Origin of the sequence: Rhizobium sp. Root482 (genome assembly GCF_001426565.1) — a bacterium.
In the GTDB taxonomy this organism is placed as follows: domain Bacteria; phylum Pseudomonadota; class Alphaproteobacteria; order Rhizobiales; family Rhizobiaceae; genus Pararhizobium.
The window spans coordinates 16,007-37,623 of record NZ_LMFA01000001.1; the positions used below are offsets into that span (position 1 = coordinate 16,007).

General features: G+C 58.1%; 11 protein-coding genes and 1 pseudogene. 9 read left to right on the forward strand and 3 right to left on the reverse strand.

Going from position 1 to position 21,617, the window contains the following annotated elements; translation table 11 throughout:
- Positions 1–201: 201 nt before the first annotated feature.
- From ASD31_RS26165 to ASD31_RS00105, 7 genes and pseudogenes are all read left to right on the forward strand, one after another.
- Positions 202–7,545, forward strand: a complete 7,344-nt coding sequence (locus ASD31_RS26165; protein ID WP_056327972.1) for a peroxidase family protein — start codon at positions 202–204, stop codon at positions 7,543–7,545.
- Positions 7,546–7,616: 71 nt separating this feature from the next.
- Positions 7,617–9,383, forward strand: a complete 1,767-nt coding sequence (locus ASD31_RS00080; protein ID WP_056327974.1) for a type I secretion system permease/ATPase — start codon at positions 7,617–7,619, stop codon at positions 9,381–9,383.
- On the forward strand, positions 9,380–10,978 hold the full coding sequence (locus tag ASD31_RS25030; RefSeq protein WP_082520329.1) for a calcium-binding protein: 1,599 nt from the start codon (positions 9,380–9,382) through the stop codon (positions 10,976–10,978). Before ASD31_RS00080 ends, ASD31_RS25030 begins: the two co-directional genes overlap by 4 nt.
- The coding region (locus tag ASD31_RS26975; RefSeq protein ID WP_413813779.1) for a calcium-binding protein at positions 10,897–11,265 on the forward strand (369 nt) is incomplete at its 3' end. The genes ASD31_RS25030 and ASD31_RS26975, both read left to right, overlap by 82 nt.
- A 1-nt stretch (position 11,266) precedes the next feature.
- Positions 11,267–11,659: pseudogene (locus ASD31_RS26980) on the forward strand (calcium-binding protein); the annotation flags it as partial.
- Positions 11,656–12,549: a calcium-binding protein gene (locus ASD31_RS00100; protein ID WP_156392440.1), complete on the forward strand. Its 894-nt coding sequence runs from the start codon at positions 11,656–11,658 to the stop codon at positions 12,547–12,549. The pseudogene ASD31_RS26980 and the gene ASD31_RS00100, both read left to right, overlap by 4 nt.
- 30 nt (positions 12,550–12,579) lie before the next feature.
- Positions 12,580–13,914, forward strand: a complete 1,335-nt coding sequence (locus tag ASD31_RS00105) for an HlyD family type I secretion periplasmic adaptor subunit (RefSeq protein ID WP_056327981.1) — start codon at positions 12,580–12,582, stop codon at positions 13,912–13,914.
- A 61-nt stretch (positions 13,915–13,975) separates the two neighbouring features.
- Here the strand turns inward: ASD31_RS00105 and ASD31_RS25040 are convergent, their stop codons facing one another.
- The 3 genes from ASD31_RS25040 to ASD31_RS00120 all read right to left on the reverse strand — a co-directional run bounded on the left by ASD31_RS25040 (position 13,976) and on the right by ASD31_RS00120 (position 18,778).
- A complete protein-coding gene (locus tag ASD31_RS25040; protein ID WP_082520331.1) occupies positions 13,976–14,974 on the reverse strand; it encodes a M23 family metallopeptidase in 999 nt (332 codons plus the stop codon).
- Positions 14,975–14,990: 16 nt separating this feature from the next.
- Complete coding sequence (locus ASD31_RS00115; RefSeq protein WP_056327983.1) at positions 14,991–15,662, reverse strand: LuxR C-terminal-related transcriptional regulator; 672 nt, start codon at positions 15,660–15,662, stop codon at positions 14,991–14,993.
- A 197-nt stretch (positions 15,663–15,859) separates the two neighbouring features.
- Entirely contained in the window at positions 15,860–18,778 is a 2,919-nt protein-coding gene (locus ASD31_RS00120; protein WP_156392442.1) for a chemotaxis protein CheB, read from the reverse strand.
- Positions 18,779–19,148: 370 nt separating this feature from the next.
- Between ASD31_RS00120 and ASD31_RS00125 the strand changes: the two genes are divergently transcribed.
- Together ASD31_RS00125 and ASD31_RS00130 are read left to right on the forward strand one after the other, a co-directional pair.
- Positions 19,149–19,904, forward strand: a complete 756-nt coding sequence (locus ASD31_RS00125; RefSeq protein ID WP_244483719.1) for a response regulator transcription factor — start codon at positions 19,149–19,151, stop codon at positions 19,902–19,904.
- 183 nt (positions 19,905–20,087) lie between these two features.
- Positions 20,088–21,533: an oligosaccharide flippase family protein gene (locus ASD31_RS00130; RefSeq protein ID WP_162251120.1), complete on the forward strand. Its 1,446-nt coding sequence runs from the start codon at positions 20,088–20,090 to the stop codon at positions 21,531–21,533.
- Positions 21,534–21,617: the final 84 nt, after the last annotated feature.

Sequence of the window (21,617 nt, forward strand, 5' to 3'; positions counted from 1 at the left end):
TAGACCCGGTCAGACTAAATCTCTTCGATATTCCTACGACTTTTCGACGTTTTCATCTCCTTTTTTTCTCTCCATTATTACGCTGAACCCGCCATTCCTGGGCGAAGCGGACGATCGACTTGGGCGTTCATCGCAATACTCCAGGAGCGCGGAAAAATCGCAGGAAAGACAAGAGAAGCGCAACGCGCGAAGGGGGACGGCATGGTAAATCTGGTCAAGCACGATCTGGAATTCATCCTCAGGCAGATCAAGATTGCCGAAGCACACGCTGAGGGCGGCGATTTGGCTGCTCTGGTGGGCAACCCGCTTGCGCCCTACGGGCTCCGGACTGTCGATGGCAGCCACAATAACCTTGTTCCGGGGCGGATAGAATGGGGCGCCGCCGATAGTCCATTCCCACCGATGACCTCCGGCGGCACACCCCGGAATGACATAGACGGCGACGCGATGAACTTCGGCCCGGGAGGGGTGCTGACGAATACCGACTACGGCACATCGGGCGACGTCGTTGATGCCGATCCGCGCCTGATTTCGAACCTGATCGTCGATCAGACGCTGGACAATCCCGCCGTCATCATCGCCGCGCTCGAGCATGCTGGATATGACGGAGACGTCAACGCCGCTATCGCAGACCTGCAAAGCGAATACACGACATACAAACAGCTTGCCCTGGCAGTAGCTGGAAACCCAGCAGCATTGGAACTGCTCCGGGAGGGGCTGAACGAAGACACTGCGGCCTATGGCATCGAGATGGATGGCACGACCGTCATCCTGCCCAACGTGTCCCCCGACATCGGCGATTCCGCACCCTATAGCTCGGTCTTCACCCTGTTCGGGCAGTTCTTCGATCACGGCCTTGATCACGTCGCCAAGGGCAACAACGGCACTGTCTACATGCCGCTTTCTCCCGACGACCCGCTTTACGACCATACTCCAGGCGCGCGCACAAATTTCATGGCGATGTCGAGGGCCAGCACCGGCGACGACGCCATGAATACGACGACACCATGGGTTGACCAGAACCAAACCTACGGCTCGCACGCTTCCGTCCAGGTCTTTCTGCGCGAATACGCGCTGATCGACGGCAAGCCTGTCGCGACCGGGCACCTGCTGGAAGGCGCGCAGGGCGGGATGGCGACCTGGGGCGACATCAAGAAGCAGGCTGCCGACATCCTGGGTATCAAGCTCACGGATCGCGATGTGAGCAGCGTTCCACTCCTGGCAACGGACGAATATGGAAACTTCATTCCAGGGAATAACGGCTTTCCGCAGCTTGTCGTCGGCCTTGGGGCGGGTGATCTGCGAGAAGGGGCCGCGGGAGCAGATGCAATCGACCCGACCGAGGTCGGAGCCTTCCGTACGCCGCAGGCCTTTCTTCTCGATATCGCCCACCATGCCGCACCCGGCATGTACGATCCAGACCACAATCCAGCGACCGCCAATTCGGTCCCGCTGACGCCGGACGTCGACGGCACGACCGGCGATGACGACAATCCGATGACTTACGACGATGAAATGCTCGATGCGCATTTCATCGCCGGTGACGGACGGGCCAACGAGAACGTAGGCCTCACGACCATCCATCATGTATTTCACGCTGAACACAATCGCGTCGTCGAGCATGCCAAGGAAGTCATCATCGGCTCAGGAGATCTTACATTCCTGAACGAATGGCTGCTGGACGACGTTACATCCATTCCGCCCGTGACGGATCCCGGCTACGCCAGCTGGGTTGATGGACTGGTCTGGGATGGTGAACGACTGTTCCAGGCAGGGCGGTTCACCACCGAAATGGAATACCAGCACCTCGTCTTCGAGGAATTCGCCCGCAAGATGCAGCCGGATGTGGACGCGTTCCTGTTCGAACCGGATCCGGATATCAATCCTGCGATTTTCGCCGAGTTTGCCAACGTCATCTATCGCTTTGGCCATTCGATGTTGCGGGAGACGATCGACCGGGTTCACACGGACGGGACCACCGACAATCTCGACCTGTTCGAGGCCTTCCTCAATCCTCTTGCCTATGACAATTCAGGGACCCTGACGCACGACATGGCGGCAGGCGCGATCATGCGCGGGCTCAGCGGCCAGGTCGGCAACGAGATCGACGAATTCGTCACCAACGTGCTGCGCAACCAGCTCGTCGGTATTCCGCTCGACCTGACGGCCATCAATATCGCTCGCGGCCGTGACACCAACATGCCGTCTCTCAACGAGGCGCGGGCCCAGTTCCAGGCGGCGGCCGGCGGCGACAGCCAGCTCGATCCCTACACGAGCTGGACCGACTTCGCCCTCAACCTGAAAAACCCGGCATCCATCGTCAATTTCATTGCCGCTTACGGAACGCATGACGCAATTGCCGCGCAGGAGAGTATCGCTGGGAAACGTGCCGCGGCCATGGCGATGGTCTTTGGAACCGACCAGACGTTCCTTGACGGCATAACAAACACCAACAAGGTCATCCTTGCTTCCAGCATCACCGACCGTCTCGACTTCCTCAAAAGCACGGGCGCCTGGACCGCGGCAAGCAGCGGTCTCGACGGCGTTGACCTGTGGATGGGCGGACTGGCCGAGAGGAAAATGGACTTCGGGGGCATGCTTGGGTCGACCTTCTCGGCAGTCTTCGAGCTGCAGATGGAAAACCTCCAAGACGGCGACCGCTTCTACTACCTGTCTCGCGTCCAGGGCTTGAACCTCCTCTCCGAGCTCGAGGGTAACTCGCTGGCCAAAATGGTGCTCCGGAACACCGATCTGGGCGACGACGGCACCGCGATCCCGGGTGACATCTTCTCGCGGCCAGATCTTGTGCTCTACATCGACGAAGCACGGCAGGTGGCGATGACCGGCCTGAACGATCCGCAACATCAAAACGCCACGCTTGCAGCAATCTCGGAGCTAGTGGGCCGACGTGACACCGACGGCGACGGTATCGTCGATTATATGCGCTACAACGGCGTCGATCACGCCGTCATGCAGGGCAGCGACGCGGATGATACCCTCTTCGGTGGCGAAGGCGACGACAGCCTTTGGGGCGGCGAAGGTGACGACCGTCTCGACGGTGGTTATGGCGTGGACCATGTTCATGGTGGAGCGGGCGATGACATCATCACTAACTCTGGCACCGACATCGGGGCGGCCGATTTTCTTCACGGCGAGGAAGGCAACGACGTCATCCACGGAGGTGCAGGCCTGACGCTCATGTTCGGCAATCAGGGCCAGGACTTCATGGTCGCGGGGCCCGATGGGAAAACGGTCATGGGGGGCATTGGCAATGATTTCCTCCTGGGCGGCGATGGCATTGATTTCCTGCTTGGCGAAGCAGGCGACGACTGGCTGGAGGGCGGGGGCCGCTTCGACACGCTGGCTGGGGAGAATTCGGAGCTTTTCTTTAACTCCACGATCATCGGCCACGACGTCTTGAATGGCCAGAAGGCCGACGTCGACTATGACGCGGAGTCCGGCGACGACATCATGTTCCAGGGCGTCGGCATCCAGCGCAGCAACGGCATGGCCGGTTTCGACTGGGCAATCCACAAGGGAGACGAAGTCGCGGCCAACTCTGATCTGGGCATTCCAATCTTTGCAACCCAGGAGGACTTTATCCTGCGCGACCGGTTCGATCTTGTGGAGGGCTTGTCGGGTTGGAAGTTCGATGACGTGCTGACCGGTCGGGAAGCAAACGTGAATACCCGCGCCGAACTGACAGGCACGGCGGCAATCCCGGGCCCCGGCTCGATCCTGGAGTCCTATTCCAGCGCATTGCTTGAAAAGAACGTGTCACTGATCGCCGGACTTGACCAAATTGTCGCGCACAGTGTCCGCACGACCGAGACCGGCAATGACGGTACGGTTGAAATCATCGCCTTCCAGTCCAGCGACGCGTCTGACATCCTGCTTGGCGGAGGTGGTAGCGACAAAATAAAAGGCCTCGCCGGCAATGACGTCATTGATGGCGACAAGTGGTTGAACGCGCGTATTCTGATTGCCCACGAAGGCAAGTCCTATACCGCAGACGGCATGACGAAGAAGGTCTATCTGCAATCAGATCTCATCAATGGCGTCCTGATTGCCGGCGCCATCGCACAATTCGGGGGCCGCAACCTTGACGCGCTGATGTTCGACCGCACCCTTAACCCCGGGGCGCTCAGCATTGTTCGAGAGATCGTCGATGGTAATCAAGCCGGCGACATCGACGCCGCCGTCTTTACCGACTTGCGCGTGAACTACGGCTTTGGCGTCAACACGGATGGCAGCCTTTATGTCGATCATGCACCTCCGGCTGCCGATGAGACCGAGGTTCTCGGTGACAATGTTGAGGGCGTGACGGAGAAGCCAGTCCTCGACGGACGCGACACGGTTCGCAACCTCGAGCGTCTCGAGTTTACCGACGTCACCATGAATGTCATCAACGGCACGGGTTCAGGTGAAACCCTCAACGGCAACGTTGCCGGCTCGGGGCTGATCCACGACGTGATCATGGGTTTTGGCGGCAACGACGTCCTGAACGGCGGCTCGGGCGACGACGTGCTGATCGGCGGGTCAGGCAACGACCGTCTGAATGGTGGCTCCGGCAACGACATTTACGTTTTCGGCGTAACGGACGGCCAAGACACGATCGATGAAGCCAGTGGCACCGACAAGATCAGTATCGCCGCCGGCGGGGCCGCATTAAGCGCCTTGAATTTTCTTCGGGCAGCCAATGGCGACCTGCAGATAGACATGAACGGCCAGAGAATTACCGTGGTCGATCATTTCGAAAACAATGGAAAAATGGTCGAGACAGTCAGCTTCGACAGCGGAAGCTATGGCGGCTACGACTTCTATCTTGCCGACGATGAAGGCGACGAGATTTTCCGCAGCACCTATGTTCTCAGCACGGATGCAGATGGTGAACTCACTGCGGACGCCGATGTCGATACAGTGCTTGCCGACCTCGCCGGCGGCCTTGCCTCGACACTTCTGGGCAACAGTGGTGATGACATGCTGTTTGGCAATGGTGGTGCTGACATTCTGAACGGCGGTGCGGGCATAGACCTTCTGGTCGGCGGCTCGGGCAGTGACAGCTATATCGTCGACGACCTTGGCGACACCGTGGTCGAGCTAGCCAATGGCGGCACCGATACCATTCAGACGTCGCTTTCAAGCTACACGCTGGACGCCAATGTCGAGCGACTGACTTATACGGGAACCGGCGAGTTTACCGGCGCCGGCAATGGGCTCGATAACGTCATCACCGGCGGGATTGGTGCCGACAGCCTTTATGGTGACCTTGGCAACGACAGGCTGGTCGGCGGTGAAGGCGACGACTTCCTGGATGGCGGGGACGGAGATGATACGCTCAATGGGAATAACGGCAATGATGCCGTTCGCGGCGGTGCCGGCAACGACACGATCAACGTCGGCGGTGGCTTCAATACCATCGTCTACAATACAGCCAATTTCGGCACCGATACTGTCGCGAGCTTCGATGCCAATTCGACCGGCGGCCAGGACAAGATCGATCTGAGCGGCTTGGGTATCAGCGATACCAATTTTGCCTCGGCGGTGACGATAGCAACGAGCGGAGGTGATACGCACGTCAGTGTTGCGGGCGGCACCATCGTACTGACCGGCGTCGGTGGGACGGGCTCGAATATTATCGATCGAACGGACTTCATGCTTGCCAACGATGTCGCTGTCACGATCGACGGAGACGCTGGCGACAACATCCTTGATGGAACGGGCGGCGGCGACCAGCTCAACGGATTTGGCGGAAACGACGTCATTAGCGGTTGGGCCGGCAACGACAGGATCGACGGCGGCACCGGCGATGACACAATAAACGGCGGCACCGGTGACGACACCATCCATTGGACGGCTCCGGAGGGAGGCACCGGTGGATGGGATGTGATCGACGGCGGGTCGGAAGGCATTGACGGAGACACCTTTTTCATCACCGGTAATTCCGACTACGAAATCTTCCGCTTCTACCCGGCCGAAGACGCAGAAACGGTTATTCCCGGATTGGTGCTCAAAGGGGGCTCCACGGAGATCGTAGTCACGAGAACGACGGTGATCAACGGGGTCGAAGGTCTGCCGCAGGTCATCGCGGAGCTCTCTGAGATCGAGGAAATCGTTATCAATGGCTTTCCGGCGAGCGGCGTTGGGGCTGCAAATGGTGACAGGTTCGAACTGATTGGCGACTTCGCCGAACAAGGCGAGGAGACGAGCCTGCGCACCAGCACGATCACAATCCTTGGTTCTGACGGCAACGACACGGTGGACATCTCCTCGCTCTTGTCGGCACACCGGATTGTGTTCAAGACAAAGGGCGGCAACGATACCATCATCGGGACCCTGCGACCCCAGGACGTCGTCGAACTCGAGGACGGCAAGACCATCGCCGATTACGTGCATACCGCCAACGCGGACGGATCGACGACCATCTCGAGTGAAACTCACACCGTGACGTTCTTTGCAACGGGCGACGGACCACAGCTCGGCCATGGTCACAACATTGATGAGCCTGGCACGCCTTCCGCGCACGATGACGAGACGCCATCGGTCGGCGATGACGACGATAAAGACGACGACGACGGTGACGATGACGACAGCGCTGATGGTGACGCTGGCAGCGTCGATGAAGAGGATCTTGACGACGACCAAGGTCCGCAAGGACCATGCCTTGGACCCGTTGATGATCAGCCCGGCAGCCCAGACATACTTCCAGAGTCAATCGCTCCAGAAGCCGTCATCGGAACCACTGGCGCGGACGCCTTGATCGGAACCGAGGATGGCGAGACGATCATGGGCCTTGATGGCGGGGACGTGATCTTCGCCCATGGTGGCAACGACGACGTCTTCGGCGGCGGCGGCGCCGATATGCTTTACGGCGATGCGGGCGACGATCGCATCCTTGGTCAGAACGGTAATGATTTCATCAATGGCGGTGCGGGCAATGACACAGTGTTTGGCGGTGACGGCGACGACGTCATCTTAGGCCAGGCGGGTGACGGTCATGACACCTATTATGGCGACGACATGGTGGGTGGCACGGGCAATGACACGCTCGACATGTCGGCAATAACAGCGAATATAACCGCCGACCTTGGCACCGGCTTCATGAACCGCGGCAGCGTTTCGAGTTCTCAGACCGGAAGCGACACGCTGTGGGGCGTCGAAAACTTCGTCGGCGGCTCCGGGCACAACACGGTCACGGCGGGCGAGACGGCCAATGTCATCGACGTGAGCGGCGGGCCGGGGGGCGATGTCTTTCGCTTCCTTTCAGCGGACCATGCCGATGGAGACACCATCATCGGCTTTCAGCCGGGCGACAGGATCGACCTGAGTTCCATGGACGCCAATGGGTGCTTGTCGGGCAACCAGAGCTTTGCGTTGGTATCCGACGCCTTCACTGGAAAAGGGCAGATCATGGTCACCCACGAGAGCCGCGACGATGGGGACTTCACCGTTGTCCAAGGCAACACTACCGGGGGTGCGGATGCCGACTTCAAGCTCAGCATAAAGGGTTTCCATGATCTGACCGCAGGCGATTTCGACCTGTGAAAACAACATGGCGAGGGCCGGGATTCACCGGCCCCGCCACCTAGCTCAACGGGTTCCGGGGGGGACGGGTCATGCGTACCAAGGATTCACTTACTGCATCAAAGCGCAAAAGCGCCGAGAAACTGACCAAAGGGTTCAAAAGCATATTCGTTTTCCTTTTCGGGATTTCGGGGATTATCAATATTCTCGCGCTGACAGGCGCTTTCTATATGCTTCAGATCTATGATCGAGCACTGACCAGCGGCAGCATTCCGACGCTGGTCGCGATTTCGGTGCTCGCTATCGGCCTCTATTTGTTCCAGGGTCTGTTTGACATCGTCCGATCGCAAATCCTGGTGCGCATCGGCGCGCGCCTCGACGGCAAGACGGCGCCGATGGCCCATCAGGTCGCCATCGACATGCCGCGATTCGGCTTTTCGACGGCAGAGGCCCTTGAGCGCGGCCGCGACGTCGATACGGTTCGCGGCTTTCTCGGCAGCCAGGGACCGATGGCGCTGTTTGACCTGCCATGGATGCCGTTGTTCCTTCTTTTCGTCTACATGCTTCACCCCTGGCTAGGCGCGCTGACCTTTGGCGGGGCCTTTGTACTAACGTTGTTGACGATCATCAGCGAACTGATGACGCGGCGATTGAGCAGCGCAACGCATCAGGCCGCTGTGACCCGCAATGCGATTGCAGACTCCAACGCTCGCAACGCCGACATTCTAAAGGCGATGGGATTTGCCGGCCGCGCTGTCAGGCGCTTCGACCGCGCCAACAAGGAACATCTCGAACTGCAGACACGAACCAACGACATCAGCGGCACCCTTGGCGCAATCTCGCGCGTTCTACGGATGATCTTGCAGTCGGCCGTGCTTGGAATGGGAGCGTTTCTGACCATCAGAGGCGAGCTTACCGCAGGCGCGATTATTGCGGCGTCGGTCGCATCCGCCCGGGCGCTTGCCCCCATTGACCTTGCCATCGGCAACTGGAAGAACGTTGTCCAGGCGCGTACCGCGTTCGCGCGGCTTAAGGAAACGGCCATGGCGCTTGGCGATAGCGACGCGCCGATGGAACTGCCGGCACCGCGTTCCTCACTCAAGATAGAAAACATCACCGTGGCGGCACCTGGTTCGGGCCGCGTATTGTTGAGTGATGTCAGTTTTGAACTGAAAGCCGGGCAGGCGCTGGGCATCATCGGCCCGAGCGGCGGAGGCAAGACTACACTTGTGCGAGCGCTGACGGGAATCTGGCCGGTGCTGCGCGGCAGCGTACGGTTGGACGATGCTGAACTGACGCAATGGGACGACGAGGCACTTGGCCAGTTTGTCGGCTACCTGCCTCAGGAAGTGGCGCTTCTGGACGCAACGATCGAGGAAAACATTTCGAGGCTTCAAGAAGAGTCCGATCCCCACGCCATCGTCGAGGCCACGAGAGCGGCAGGGATACACGAAATGATCGTTCGTATGCCCGACGGCTACCGCACCCAGCTGGGGCCGCTGGGCGTTTCCCTCTCAGGCGGCCAGCGTCAGCGCATAGGCCTTTCGAGAGCTGTTTACGGCAGTCCTTTCATCGTAGTCCTTGATGAACCGAATTCAAACCTCGATGGCGAGGGTGAGGCCGCGCTGACGGCGGCCATCGAAGGCGTCAAAAGCCGCGGCGGCATCGTCGTCGTGATCGCCCACCGTCCAAGCGCGCTTGCGGCCGTCGATGTCGTGGCCGTGATCCAGAACGGCAAGATGACGGCCTTCGGGCCAAAGGAAGAGATTATCGGCAATGCAGCGCGCCGGGAGGCGGTCGCCGCAGATGGACAATCAAAGGAGACACGCCCCAGAGTGTCTGCACGGGTGTCGGCATGATCGAGGTCAAAGCCAAGAAGTCCCAGGCGCAGGCAAACGATCCCGCCGAGCGATATGTGCTGAAAAACACGGAAGAGAGATCCAAGTCCCCGGCGGCCTTCACTATACTTCTGTTGGGCCTGGCACTCTACCTGAAGTCGGTCTTCCCGAGCTGGACAAAAATCGAAGAGGGCCAATCCACGATCGAGGACGAACCGGAAGGACAGGCTGCGCCTGGAATGGCCGATGCTCTTTCCCTTAAGCCTCCCATGCCTGACACTATCCATACCGGCTCGGTCGCCGCTGACGAACCTGTGGGCTCGCACGGTCCGCTCGCTGATTGGATACCTCCTACACGGTTACCCATCGATACGCCTGGGTTCGGATATTTACAGCCTGAGATTTCCTTGGACTGGAACGATCTCAAACGGCCGTCGCCCGATCCACGGGCCGCCAATGACAATGCCGGCTCCGGGTCCGGAGGGAACCTCTCCCCCGATGCTGGAGGTCCTGACGTGGATCAGACAGATCCGGTTGGTCCAGGCGATAAGGCTCCCGGCGACACAGACCCTGGCGACAACGAACCATGCAGTGAAAGCCTAGATGAAGACACCTGTGACGAGGATGATGATCCCCAATCGGGCAACCGCTCTCCTCGGGTTACCGGTCCGGTCTACCTGATGGACGTAACCGGTTGCGCCCTCCTTGGAATCGGACTGTCGGACCTTCTGCGTAACGCCGTCGATCCGGATGGAGACACGCTCACGGTGACGAACCTGACCGTCTCCTCGGGTGCGCTTACCCAATCGGCGCAGGGCTGGGTGTTTAAGGGCGAACCGAGCATGCTGGGCCCGGTCACCATCACTTACGAGATCACAGACGGCCAATTCGCAGTCATTCAAACAGCGCACTTCTCCGTCATCAGATCGTCGATCGAAGGCACCGACGGCGGCGACATTCTTATCGGCACGATGTGCGCAGACGATATTGATGGCGGCGATGGCGACGACAATATCGACGGCCGCGCGGGCGATGACGTCATCGCCGGGGGCTACGGGGACGATCACATTGTGGCCGGAGCGGGGAATGACACCGTATTTGGCGGCGAGCGCGATGACATTGTCTTCGGCGGAGCCGGCAATGACTATATTTCGGGCGGCGCGGGACATGATCGACTGTTCGGCGGCGAGGGACATGACATCATCTTCGGCGATGCTGGCAACGACTATCTGGCAGGCGGAGGCGGAGACGATCTCCTCGCCGGCGGTACTGGCCAGGACATCCTCGAAGGCAATGCCGGCGACGACACCGCCGATGGCGGCCAAGGCAATGACGAATTGCATGGGGGCGCCGGTGACGACGTCCTCATCGATGGAGCAGGCAAGGATACGGTCTACGGCGGCGATGGTAATGACCATCTGATTGCCGCAGCTGACGGTGACGATGATGTCCTTGATGGCGGAGCAGGCTGCGACACCCTCGACTATTCCTCGGCGAGGATGCCGGAACCGACACGATCTCAGGCTTTGAAGACGTGGTCGCCGGCGGTGGAGATGATGAAATTGCTGGCAATGATGGGGACAACACCCTCGTTGGACATGGCGGAGACGACCTGATCGATGGACGCGCTGGCGACGATGTGATTTCGGGCGGTCACGGCGACGATCATCTGACCGGCGGGAATGGCCAGGACATCCTCGAAGGCAATGCCGGCGACGACACCGCCGATGGCGGCCAAGGCAATGATGAGTTGTATGGGGGCGCCGGTGGCGATGTCCTCATCGATGGAGCAGGCAAGGATACAGTCTACGGCGGCGATGGTAATGACCATCTGATTGCCGCAGCTGACGGTGACGATGATGTCCTTGATGGCGGAGCAGGCTGCGACACCCTCGACTATTCCNGGTGACGACGTCCTCATCGATGGAGCAGGCAAGGATACAGTCTACGGCGGCGATGGTAATGACCATCTGATTGCCGCAGCTGACGGTGACGATGATGTCCTTGATGGCGGAGCAGGCTGCGACACCCTCGACTATTCCAGCACGCAAAACGGCATCACCATTGATTTGACCGAGGGATTGGCGTTCGGCGAGGATGCCGGAACCGACACGATCTCAGGCTTTGAAGACGTAGTCGCCGGCGGTGGAGATGATGAAATTGCTGGCAATGATGGGGACAACACCCTCGTTGGACATGGCGGAGACGACCTGATCGATGGACGCGCTGGCGACGATGTGATTTCGGGCGGTCACGGCACTATTCCAGCACGCAAAACGGCATCACCATTGATTTGACCGAGGGATTGGCGTTCGGCGAGGATGCCGGAACCGACACGATCTCAGGCTTTGAAGACGTGGTCGCCGGCGGTGGAGATGATGAAATTGCTGGCAATGATGGGGACAACACCCTCGTTGGACATGGCGGAGACGACCTGATCGATGGACGCGCTGGCGACGATGTGATTTCGGGCGGTCACGGCAACGATCAACTTTGTGGAGACGCAGGAAACGACAGGATCCTTGGCGGCGACGGTAACGACTTGATTAAAGGGGGTGACGGAGACGATCTCCTGCTCGATGGTTCAGGTGAGGATGGTGTCTACGGTGGCGCTGGTGACGACCGCCTTGTGGCAACATCCGGTCCCGAAAACGATATCTATAACGGGGGAGAGGGTTGGGACACGCTCGACTACGCGTGCACATCCACAGGCGTTACTATCGATCTTGTTGCCCAAATTGCCTTCGGGGTCGAAATCGGCGACGACGCGATATTCGGCTTCGAGACTGTGGAAGGTGGGGCGGGCAACGACCATTTCGTCGCCGGAGGAGAAGCCATGGTTTTGGTCGGAGGCGACGGGCTGAATATATTCGAATTCACTGCCGACGATTCCGCTGTCGCACCCGGTCTGGTGATGCATGAGATCCTCGACTTCAAGGTTGGGGATAGGGTGCGCATATCCAAATACGACCTCTTCGAACAGGTGTTCGACGGGTTGGAGGACCGCTTTGAAAATGTTTATGGAGAGGGCATAGACGAAGACGATATCGCGATACGGTATCGGAACGAACGAACCGACGAGATCGACAGGACCGTTATCGAAGCCGACTTCGACCAGGACGAGATCTACGAAACAACCATCACCTTGCTTGGAAACCATGTCCTCGTCATCGTTGAACACGCATGACGAGCGGTAGAAAAAACACGAATGGGGAACATGAGCGTGAACAATAGCAAATCAAACTTTGGCGGAGCGCGAGCCAAGAAATCAGAAAAAGCTTTCAGGATCGGCCCGCGCATCGTCGTGGGAGTGACGCTCTGTTTCCTGCTCATCGGTGGCGTGGGCGGCTGGGCCGCAACCGCGCAACTGACGGGGGCGGTGATCGCGCAAGGCTCAGTTACTGTCGATCAGGATCTGAAGTCGATCCAGCACCGCGACGGTGGCATAGTGTCGGATATAGCGGTGCGGGAAGGCGATTTCGTCAAGGCTGGTCAGATGCTGATCAGGCTCGATGACGTTCAGACGAAGGCCGAATTGTCGATCATCCGTTCACAATTGATTGAACTTGCATCGAGGAAGGCCAGGTTGCTCGCTGAGCGTGACGGCCTTGAGGCGATCGAATATCCAAGCGACTTCAATCTCGGCCATGCTGACACTGCTGACGTTGTAAACGGCGAGAACCGTCTTTTCGCCGGCAACCTGACCAATCGCGAAAGTCAGAAGCAGCAGCTCGAACTAGGCATTGAGCAGATTGGCGAAGAGGTCAGGGGACTGGAGGCGCAGCGTTATTCAAAAGACGACGAAATCGCACTGCTCAAGATGGAACAGAGGAAAATTAAAGGACTGGCAGACAAAGGGTTGATCGAAAGCTCACGCGTCTACGCGTTCGATCGAGACAAGGCGCGCCTCCTGGGCGAGCGGGGTGAAGCTAATGCCGCCATTGCCAGGGCAAAAACCCGCATAAGCGAAATTCGGCTCCAGATCATTTCGATCGATGAGAATGGCCGCACCGAAGCGCAGCGTGAACTGAGCTTGGTGGAAACCAAGATGTCGGAATTCCGTGATCGTCTCACGGCGGTGGAAGACCGGCTTGCACGTACCGATATACGCGCTCCGATCGCCGGCACGGTCAACGAACTCAACATCCATACGATCGGGGGCGTGATCACGCCCGCGATGGTGCTGGTCACGATCGTTCCGGAAAACGCGAAGCTCAAGATCGAGGTGCGGCTAGCCCCCAATAGTATCGATCAAGTCGCCATCGGGCAGGCGGCACGGCTCCGCTTCTCTGCCTTCAACCAGAGGACCACCCCGGAATTGAATGGCGAAGTCGTTCATGTCTCCCCCGCAACGTCGCGTGATCCGGCCACAGGAGAGAGCTTTTACCTCGGAGACGTTGAAGTAACGGCCGCGGAGCTTGCTAAGCTTGGCAGCGTTCTTCTGCCTGGCATGCCTGTCGAAGTTTATGTATCGACCGAAGAACGAACCGCCATTTCGTATCTCTCGAAACCTCTCATCGATCAGTTTGAAAGAGCATTCAGGGAGAGGTAAGTCGGGCGTTCGATTTCTGTCCGCGAATATCCAAGTGACGCCGCTCATTTGCCCGAATGGGTCACTCTACCCGGTATAAACCGGTTTTTTCGAGAACGCTGCGGCCGTCGCGAAGTAGTTTGACAGTCACAGAATAAGGGCCGGGCATGGGCGCGCCTCGCTTACCCACATATGAAGAAAAGGACGCTTTCGTCCGGTTCACGGGTGCTGTCATTCCGCTCGCCAAGAGCTTACCGTTTGGCCCTGTGACCTCGACCGATACCCTGTCGCCCGTCCGCAAGTTCTGCAACCACGCCCAACCGACCAGCGCCGAAGAGAAAACGTCCGCTGGAGGAGGTGGGCCTGAAACTACGAGCTGTGCATGTTCGATGGCGGATTCGGCCAACCCAAGCGAGAGTATCTGGGTATCTCCGTGCCCAAGACGCGCAAGCACATCTCTGGAAAATAACGGTGTCGTCTCCGCCTTGGCTTCATCGCATCTTCCAGGAACGAATTTTCCGGTCGAAGGATCAATGACGCGCCCGTCTTTGCGGACCGTGACGTGAACGTGCGGGAACTGCGCCATTCCCGAGGCGCCGACTTGGCCTATTATCCCACCTTTGCGGACGTTGTCCCCTGGCCGGACGGAGATGCTCCATTGCTTCAGATGGCAGTACTGGATTTCGATGCCGTCGTCATGCTGAATCACAAGGCCATTCCCACACTCTCTCGAGAGTGCGGCTTCCTTGCCTTTGGCCGTCACGACCAAACGGTCAGGTTCTCCGTCTCTAGATCGCAGGACCTTGCCGCTCGCCATTGCGAGGACCTGCACACCTCGTGCGACATCCTCCATGGAGAGGATACGCAGGTCCGTCCCGTCATGTCCATTATAAGTGGCAGAACCGCAGAATGGATCGAGTGCGCCTGGGCCCGGATCCATGTCGGGATACTGCTGGACAAAGCAATCTTCACCAAGAGTGCAAGCGACGGGAAGGTTCAAATCAAAGCCCGACGCGGGGACTGAGATCCCGAACGGAATACCCGCCAAAGCAAAGGCAGTAACGACGCGCCAGCCGTTCACCACCAAATTCCCCAGCCTAGTTTAATGTTCGTAGCATTGAGGAGGTGACCGCCAGATTTGGCTCCTTGAGCGCAAGAATCACTTCGAGCCTGCTTCTTGCAGCGAGCTTGTGCATGAGCACGGTCATGTAGTGCTTTACGGTCTTCTCGCTCAGGACCAGTATTTCCGCAATTTCCCGGTTGGTTTTTCCTTTGTGCAAAAGGCCCACAATCTGTTCTTCCCGGACAGTCAGCCTCATCTTCTGGGCCGCTGCCTTTCTCAGGGCCGCAGTGCGCAAGGAAACAATCAGCTTTGTGGCAATGGAGGGACTTATGAATGTATCCCCACCATGCACCGTTTGGACAGCCTCCCGGAGCTCGCAAGATGTACTCTTTGTCGTCAAATACCCGCCTGCACCTGCCTCCAATGCGCTCATTGCCTGTTCAATACTGGTCACAGCAGTGAAGACAACGATTTTGGGACTTCCGGATATCCGTGTGATCCCCGAGATCACCTCTGGCGCACAGAGAGGATCACTTGGATCAAGAACGAGAACATCCGGTCTATGCAAATTCGCAATCTCGAAGGCTTCACGGGGCGCTTCGCTTCGCGCTACCACCGTATATTCGTCCTTTGACGAAAACGCTCCAACCATCCCGTCTAATAGCATGGGCTGGCTGTTTAGCAGCGCGATCCGTATCTTGGTCATCTTATGTCCCTCCCCTAGATTAGATAGTAGTGAAATTTCAGGGAAGCGCAATTTGATTGTTAACAGAGGGTTAATCTGAGCATGCCGGGCGATCCACCCGCGTTCAATCGAGCCACGAAATAGCGTTATGAGCAGGAAGACAAATCGGTCTGTTGATTCCCACGCAGAACTGAGCCTGTTATGAGATGGAACATTCCTTAACTAGCGAGGTTCCCGACGAGTTGTGCAAGGGCGGCGAGAGAAGGAGAGCCGGTCTTCTTCAGCAGTGACGCGCGGTGGTTCTCTACCGTGCGCTGGCTTATTCCGAGCTTGAGAGCAATGGCCTTGTTGGTGTGACCGAGCACAACCAGTTCCATAACCTGCCGCTGACGAGCCGTCAGCTTGGCAAGAATCCGTTTGGCTTGCCCGCGGTTCGGGGCGCCTCGTTTTGCCTTGTGAAACCGTCGCATCGCCTCCAGCGCGCTGGCGAGCAGCCGGTGGCCAGCAACGGGTTTTTCGATGAAATCGAACGCGCCGGCCCTTAATGCGCTTACGGAGGTCGCGACGTCACTCGCTCTGCCGACGATGATGACCGGGACGTTTAAGACGGCGTCATCCATACTATTAAGAAGATCGAGCCCCGACATTGCCGGTAGGTAGGCGTCGACCAGGAGGCAGCCATGGCCATCGCCGTCGTAGGCGGCGAGAAAAGCTTCGCAAGTGGCAAAGGCGCGAACTCGCCAGCCATCCTTTTCAAAAGTCAGTCGAACGATTGCGCGGATATCGGGGTCATCATCGACGATATATAGGATGGGGGGCAGGTCTGCATCGGACAAGCTGCCTCTTTCGGCGGGTGTTCGAAGCGGCACGAGGTTGCAAATAGCCTTCGTCAGATCATCGAAGCCAAAAGGCTTGAAAAGATGGTGGAAGTTGCGCTCTGCGATGGTTTGAAGGGTCGCCGAAGAAATATCAGCGGTAAGAACGATCGCGGGAATATCCTTTGCGAACAGACGGCGAATTTCGGAGATTGCCCGCAGGCCGTGCTGACTGTCTGGAAGATCAAGGCTGGCGATGATTATATCGGGCAGCTCGGCCTGCCAAGAAGCGATCGACCTGACCGTTTCATTGGCGTTCGACATCGACACGACGCGATGGCCTTCTCGCATCAGGGCGATCCTCAGCAGGCGACGGATTTCGGTATCGTCCTCGAACAGGAGAATGGATGCGCGCGCCGGAGATGCGGGGAGGGCGGCCAGGTGGGAATTCCGGAGCGGACGCGCTATCACTTGGGATTTGGGAGCCTGCGGAATCCGTATTGAAAAGACGGAGCCTTTTCCCATTTTAGATTTCGCTGTCAGCGTGTGGCCGAGAAGATCGGCCAAGCGCCCGACAATCGACAAGCCGACGCCAATGCCGTCGAAACGCTCATGTCTGTCGTTGGTCGCCTGGGGAAATTCGTCAAAGATGACATTTGGTGAACCCTCCTTGAGGTCGATGTCGCTGTCGCGCACTTGAACGATCACATCCGGGCCACTTGCGCGGCAACCAACGATTATTTTACCCGAGCCGGTACTGTATTTGAGAACGTTGGAAATGAGATTTCTCAAAATCTGTTCAAACAACCGTTCGTCGGTGCTGACCATCAGGCTGGAAGGCAGGAACAATACTCTGAAAACCCGGTCCGGGCCGGTCGGAGAAAACTCGCCCTTCAGCCTGTCGAGAACTTTGGACACCGGGAAGACGCCGCGCCGCGGTTGAATCGCGCCCGCCTCAATCTGGCTGATGTCTAGCATCGCGTTGAGCATCGCGGCCATTAAGCTGATCGTTTCACCGAGTTTGGAAGTCAGTCGCTCCGACAACTCCTCGTCCGGTCGGGAATCGAGAAGGCCGTGGATAAGTTTGAGCGCTTGCAGCGGTTGCCGCAGATCATGACTCGCAGCGGCAAGGAACCGCGACTTCGGCGCATCTGCATCTGCATCTTCGGCATCGCGCGTGGCCGCCTGAAGCATGTGGGCTGTCAACCCGCGTTTCTTGCTTTCCTCGAACAACACGACGACCCCGTCGGCATCGGCCTTTATGTGACGGCAATGCATCGCCCTGCAGACGAACCAGCGCCCCTCGCGAACATTGATTTCCCGTTCGCGCGCTACCCCATCGGCCAACACTGAGCCAATATCTTCCAGGACTTCAGGGTAGAGAAGCCGGAAACCGAGATCCGCAATCGGCTTGCCGATATCAGTGGGCAGGATATTGAACAGAGATCGGCTCGCGGGCGTGAACAAGCAGATATTGAGCTGACCGTCCAGAAGGAGGGCTGGGGCATCCGCGCTGTAAAAGGCCTTTTCCGGATCGATCGGGGTCGTCGGCCGGCGTTCCATCGCTTGCGGCAATTGCCCGTCGGGCACGCAGAGCTCGTGATCTGTCGACGCGCCTTCTTTGAACACTCTCTTTTGCTGGTCGATCGCCGTTTCGTGAGCGTCAGTCGCAGGGGGCCTTATCCTAATGCTGTCCCACGGCATTTCCTGCGCAAATGGGTAGATGGGTAGGTTCCTTCCTAGGGCAAACGTCCTAAGGATGTCAGGTATGTTTTCCGCACCGCTGATCGCGGTCACGGCGCCGGTATCGATCGCGCTGCGCGGCATTCCACCAGGCTCCGCATCGCGCGGGTCCTCGGCCAACACGAGACCGCCGGCCTCGTTGACGGTCCTTACGCCAAGACTGCCATCCGAACCAATCCCCGACAAGACGACAGCGATGGCTCGGTCCTTGAAATTGACAGCAAGCGAATGAAACAGGAAATCTATCGGAAGAAGCGAGCCAGCCGAGAGTTGGAAATCTGTGACCCGCAGCGTCAGGCCTTCAACCGCCACGTAGGTTCCGGAAGTGCCGAGATAGGCATGATCGGCCTTGATCGCCATCCCGTTGCGTGCCTCGATCACGGGGATGGGCGCATGGTCGGCCAGACGCTTCGCCGTCAGATATGGATCCGACGGATCGATGTGCCGGATGAAAACGTAAGCCATGCCGCTAAGGGCATCGACGGCGTTCAGAAATTTGCGTACGGCGGCGAACCCCTCCGACGACCAGCCGACGCCGACGATAGGAAACGGGGAAAAGCGATGATCGTCTTTCGTCACAAGATCACGATCCAAAAAAGAGCGGAGAAATTGCGATGGTGTTCCTCGCAGAGATCGACTTAGGAGACTTGATCGAAATCGTCACAAGTGCGTTCGGAGCGACATCTTGTGCGTATAACACGCCACCGATGTCCGCCGGACGGGCCGTGCGCAAGTCTCATCAGGTCGGTTTTGCGAGACGTCCTCACAAACTTCGATTGCAATACATAGAATAACCCAAAACGCTACCCATGATATTAGCGCCTACCACTTAAGACGTCCTGTCCCTTCGAAAAAGGATTACGGCATCACATGGGTATTTTCCGATGCTACCTCATTAGGGTTTTATTGTATATCCTATCACTTCAATAAAAAATTCGGGGAGGCATTTATGCTTGATAATATCATGTCTATGCGTAGGGATCATGCAAAGAGAATGGTCCCGGTTGCCGGGTCGTCAACAGTCGATCTGGATGGCTATAACGACATTTCGTCGTTGGGCGAACGCACCCTCAAACTTGCCATTGTAGACGAGCGCGCCCTGGATCGGGAGTGCCTTGGCCAGAGCCTCATAGCTCACGGCCTGGAGATGGATATCACCCTGTTCAGCTCGATCGACATGTGGAGGAGCGCACTGGCGACAAATTTTTGCGGCATCCTGATCAATGTCGGAGCCCGAGATTTCCTTCATGCCCAGTTGAACGAAGAGCTCACGCTCCTCATCGCGAACTATCCCGATCTGCCGGTGATCATCTTATCCGATAATCAGAATATCGAGCAGATCTTCGCGGCGCTGCAAATCGGCGTCAGGGGTTACATCCCGTCAACGGTCGGCATCGACGTTTGTGTGCAGGCTATCGCTCTCGCCCTTGCCGGTGGCATGTTTATTTCCATGGAGAGCTTGAACGACATCCAGAAGCTTTTGTTCAAGGTGAGCCAGGTGGAAAGCAAGCGCTCGCAAATGTTTACCGCGCGCGAACAGACCGTCATCGAGGCGCTGCGACGCGGCAAGGCCAACAAGATCATCGCTTTTGAACTCGGTCTGAGCGAGAGCACTGTCAAGGTCCACATCCGAAACATCATGAAAAAGCTCCACGCGAGCAACCGGACCGAAGCAATTTACAAGATAAACGCCGAGTTCGAATAACAGGCTTTGCGCAGACCGGCGTTCCTACGCCTATCGGCCAGGGGGTGCACCGAATGGGGGTGTTTTACATAAGCCTCCAAAACGCCATCATGGCTCTCAGGGCAGCGGACGCAGTTCCGAAGTCGCACCGCCCTTTGTCGCGATGGGATCATGCCAATGGGGACTGTACGCAGGGCTTATTTCATGGCTGCGCTGGAGCAGTATTGCCAGATCATCATCAGCGTCGCGATGATCTTCGTAGTCTCCCGATTACTTAATTCCGAAGCCATCGGCGTTGCGGTCATCGGTCTGGGGCTGGGGGCGGTCGTATTCACGATCCGCGAATTCGTCACCTCGGAGTTCCTGATTCAGCGGGTGAACATCACGACGCAAAGCGTGCGCACGGGAACAACGCTTGTCCTGTCGCTATCTCTTGCGATCGCCGCGCTACTGTGCCTGGCGGCGCCCTTCATCGCGGCCATCTACAATGAACCGCGCCTTCAGGCGTTCGTTTATCTGATCGCCGTCGCTGGTGTGATCGAGGCGCTAGCCTTACCCGCTTCTGCCTTGATGCGCCGCGACATGCAATTCGGGATCGTGACGCGCATCAATGCCGGAACGGCCATAATCTACGCTACCGTGACGATTTCATGCGCGGCACTCGGACTGGGATTCATGAGCTTTGCCTGGGGCACCCTAGGCGCTGCGCTCATGCGCACAGCGCTGTCTTTTCATGCCAGGCCGCAATTGTGGATGTTCAGGCCCTGCCTTCGCGGAACAAGAGAAATCGTGGCATTCGGGGGATACAAGGGCGCCTCATCCGTCCTTGACCGGTTCTACGAGGCACTGCCGCAGCTGGTGCTCGGCTATATCATGCCGATGTCGGCGGTCGGCGTGTTCAATCGGGCGAACATCGTCTGCGGTCTTCCCGACAAGTTTCTTCTCTCGGCAATCTTTGCTGTGGCCTTTCCTGCTTTCTCGTTGGAGGTCCGTCACGAGCGCAGCCTTAAAGCGCCCTATCTGCGACTACTGGGATATATTTCCGTTCTGTTCATGCCGGCAACAGGAATGTTGGCGATCCTGGCCCACCCGGTCGTGCGTGTCTCCCTAGGCGGCGATTGGCTGGCGGTGGTACCTGTCTTGCAGATCCTGGCAGTTGCAGCTCTCTTTTCGTTTCCCTGTATCTTGACGTTTCCGGTTCTCGCCGCACTTGGCGCGAACAGGGACGCCTGCGCGGCCAACTTTATCGGCAGGGGCCTTTCCACCGTCGTGATTTGCGCCGCCAGTTATCACGGCCTGATCGCATTGGCCTTAAGCCAATTCGTAACCCTTCCATTCCAGGCCTACGTCTCGTTGCGCTTCGTGCGGCGAAACGTACCTTTCGCATGGAGCGAATTGTGGAGCGTCCTTGGCCGGAGCGCTGTGGTAACCGCGTGTTCGATGGCAGGTCCGATGATGGTCCTCGGACTCAATGCATTCGACGGGGACCTGTCGGTCGTCCAGACCCTCTCCTGCTGTCTGCTGGCAGCTGCGGGTTGGATGGGTGGCGTGATTGCCGTGTCGCATCCGATCCTCGACGAATTGCCTCGTCTCATCGGTCGCTCCCTGCCTGGCTTTGGGAGCATCAGATTCTGGGCTGCGCCCCGTTAGATCTCCGTCTCCATGGCGCGTCCGGCGTCATCTTCTTTCGGGCGTTCGTCGGAATATCGGAGACAGGTTGTCGAAAGAACCAGC

Bases quoted from the DNA above. Each gene is read 5' to 3' on its own strand.
- ASD31_RS26165 (WP_056327972.1), top strand. From the start codon at position 202: ATGGTAAATCTGGTCAAGCACGATCTGGAATTCATCCTCAGGCAGATC.
- ASD31_RS00080 (WP_056327974.1), top strand. From the start codon at position 7,617: ATGCGTACCAAGGATTCACTTACTGCATCAAAGCGCAAAAGCGCCGAG.
- ASD31_RS25030 (WP_082520329.1), top strand. From the start codon at position 9,380: ATGATCGAGGTCAAAGCCAAGAAGTCCCAGGCGCAGGCAAACGATCCC.
- ASD31_RS00105 (WP_056327981.1), top strand. From the start codon at position 12,580: ATGAGCGTGAACAATAGCAAATCAAACTTTGGCGGAGCGCGAGCCAAG.
- ASD31_RS00115 (WP_056327983.1), bottom strand. From the start codon at position 15,662: ATGACCAAGATACGGATCGCGCTGCTAAACAGCCAGCCCATGCTATTA.
- ASD31_RS00125 (WP_244483719.1), top strand. From the start codon at position 19,149: ATGCTTGATAATATCATGTCTATGCGTAGGGATCATGCAAAGAGAATG.
- ASD31_RS00130 (WP_162251120.1), top strand. From the start codon at position 20,088: ATGGCTGCGCTGGAGCAGTATTGCCAGATCATCATCAGCGTCGCGATG.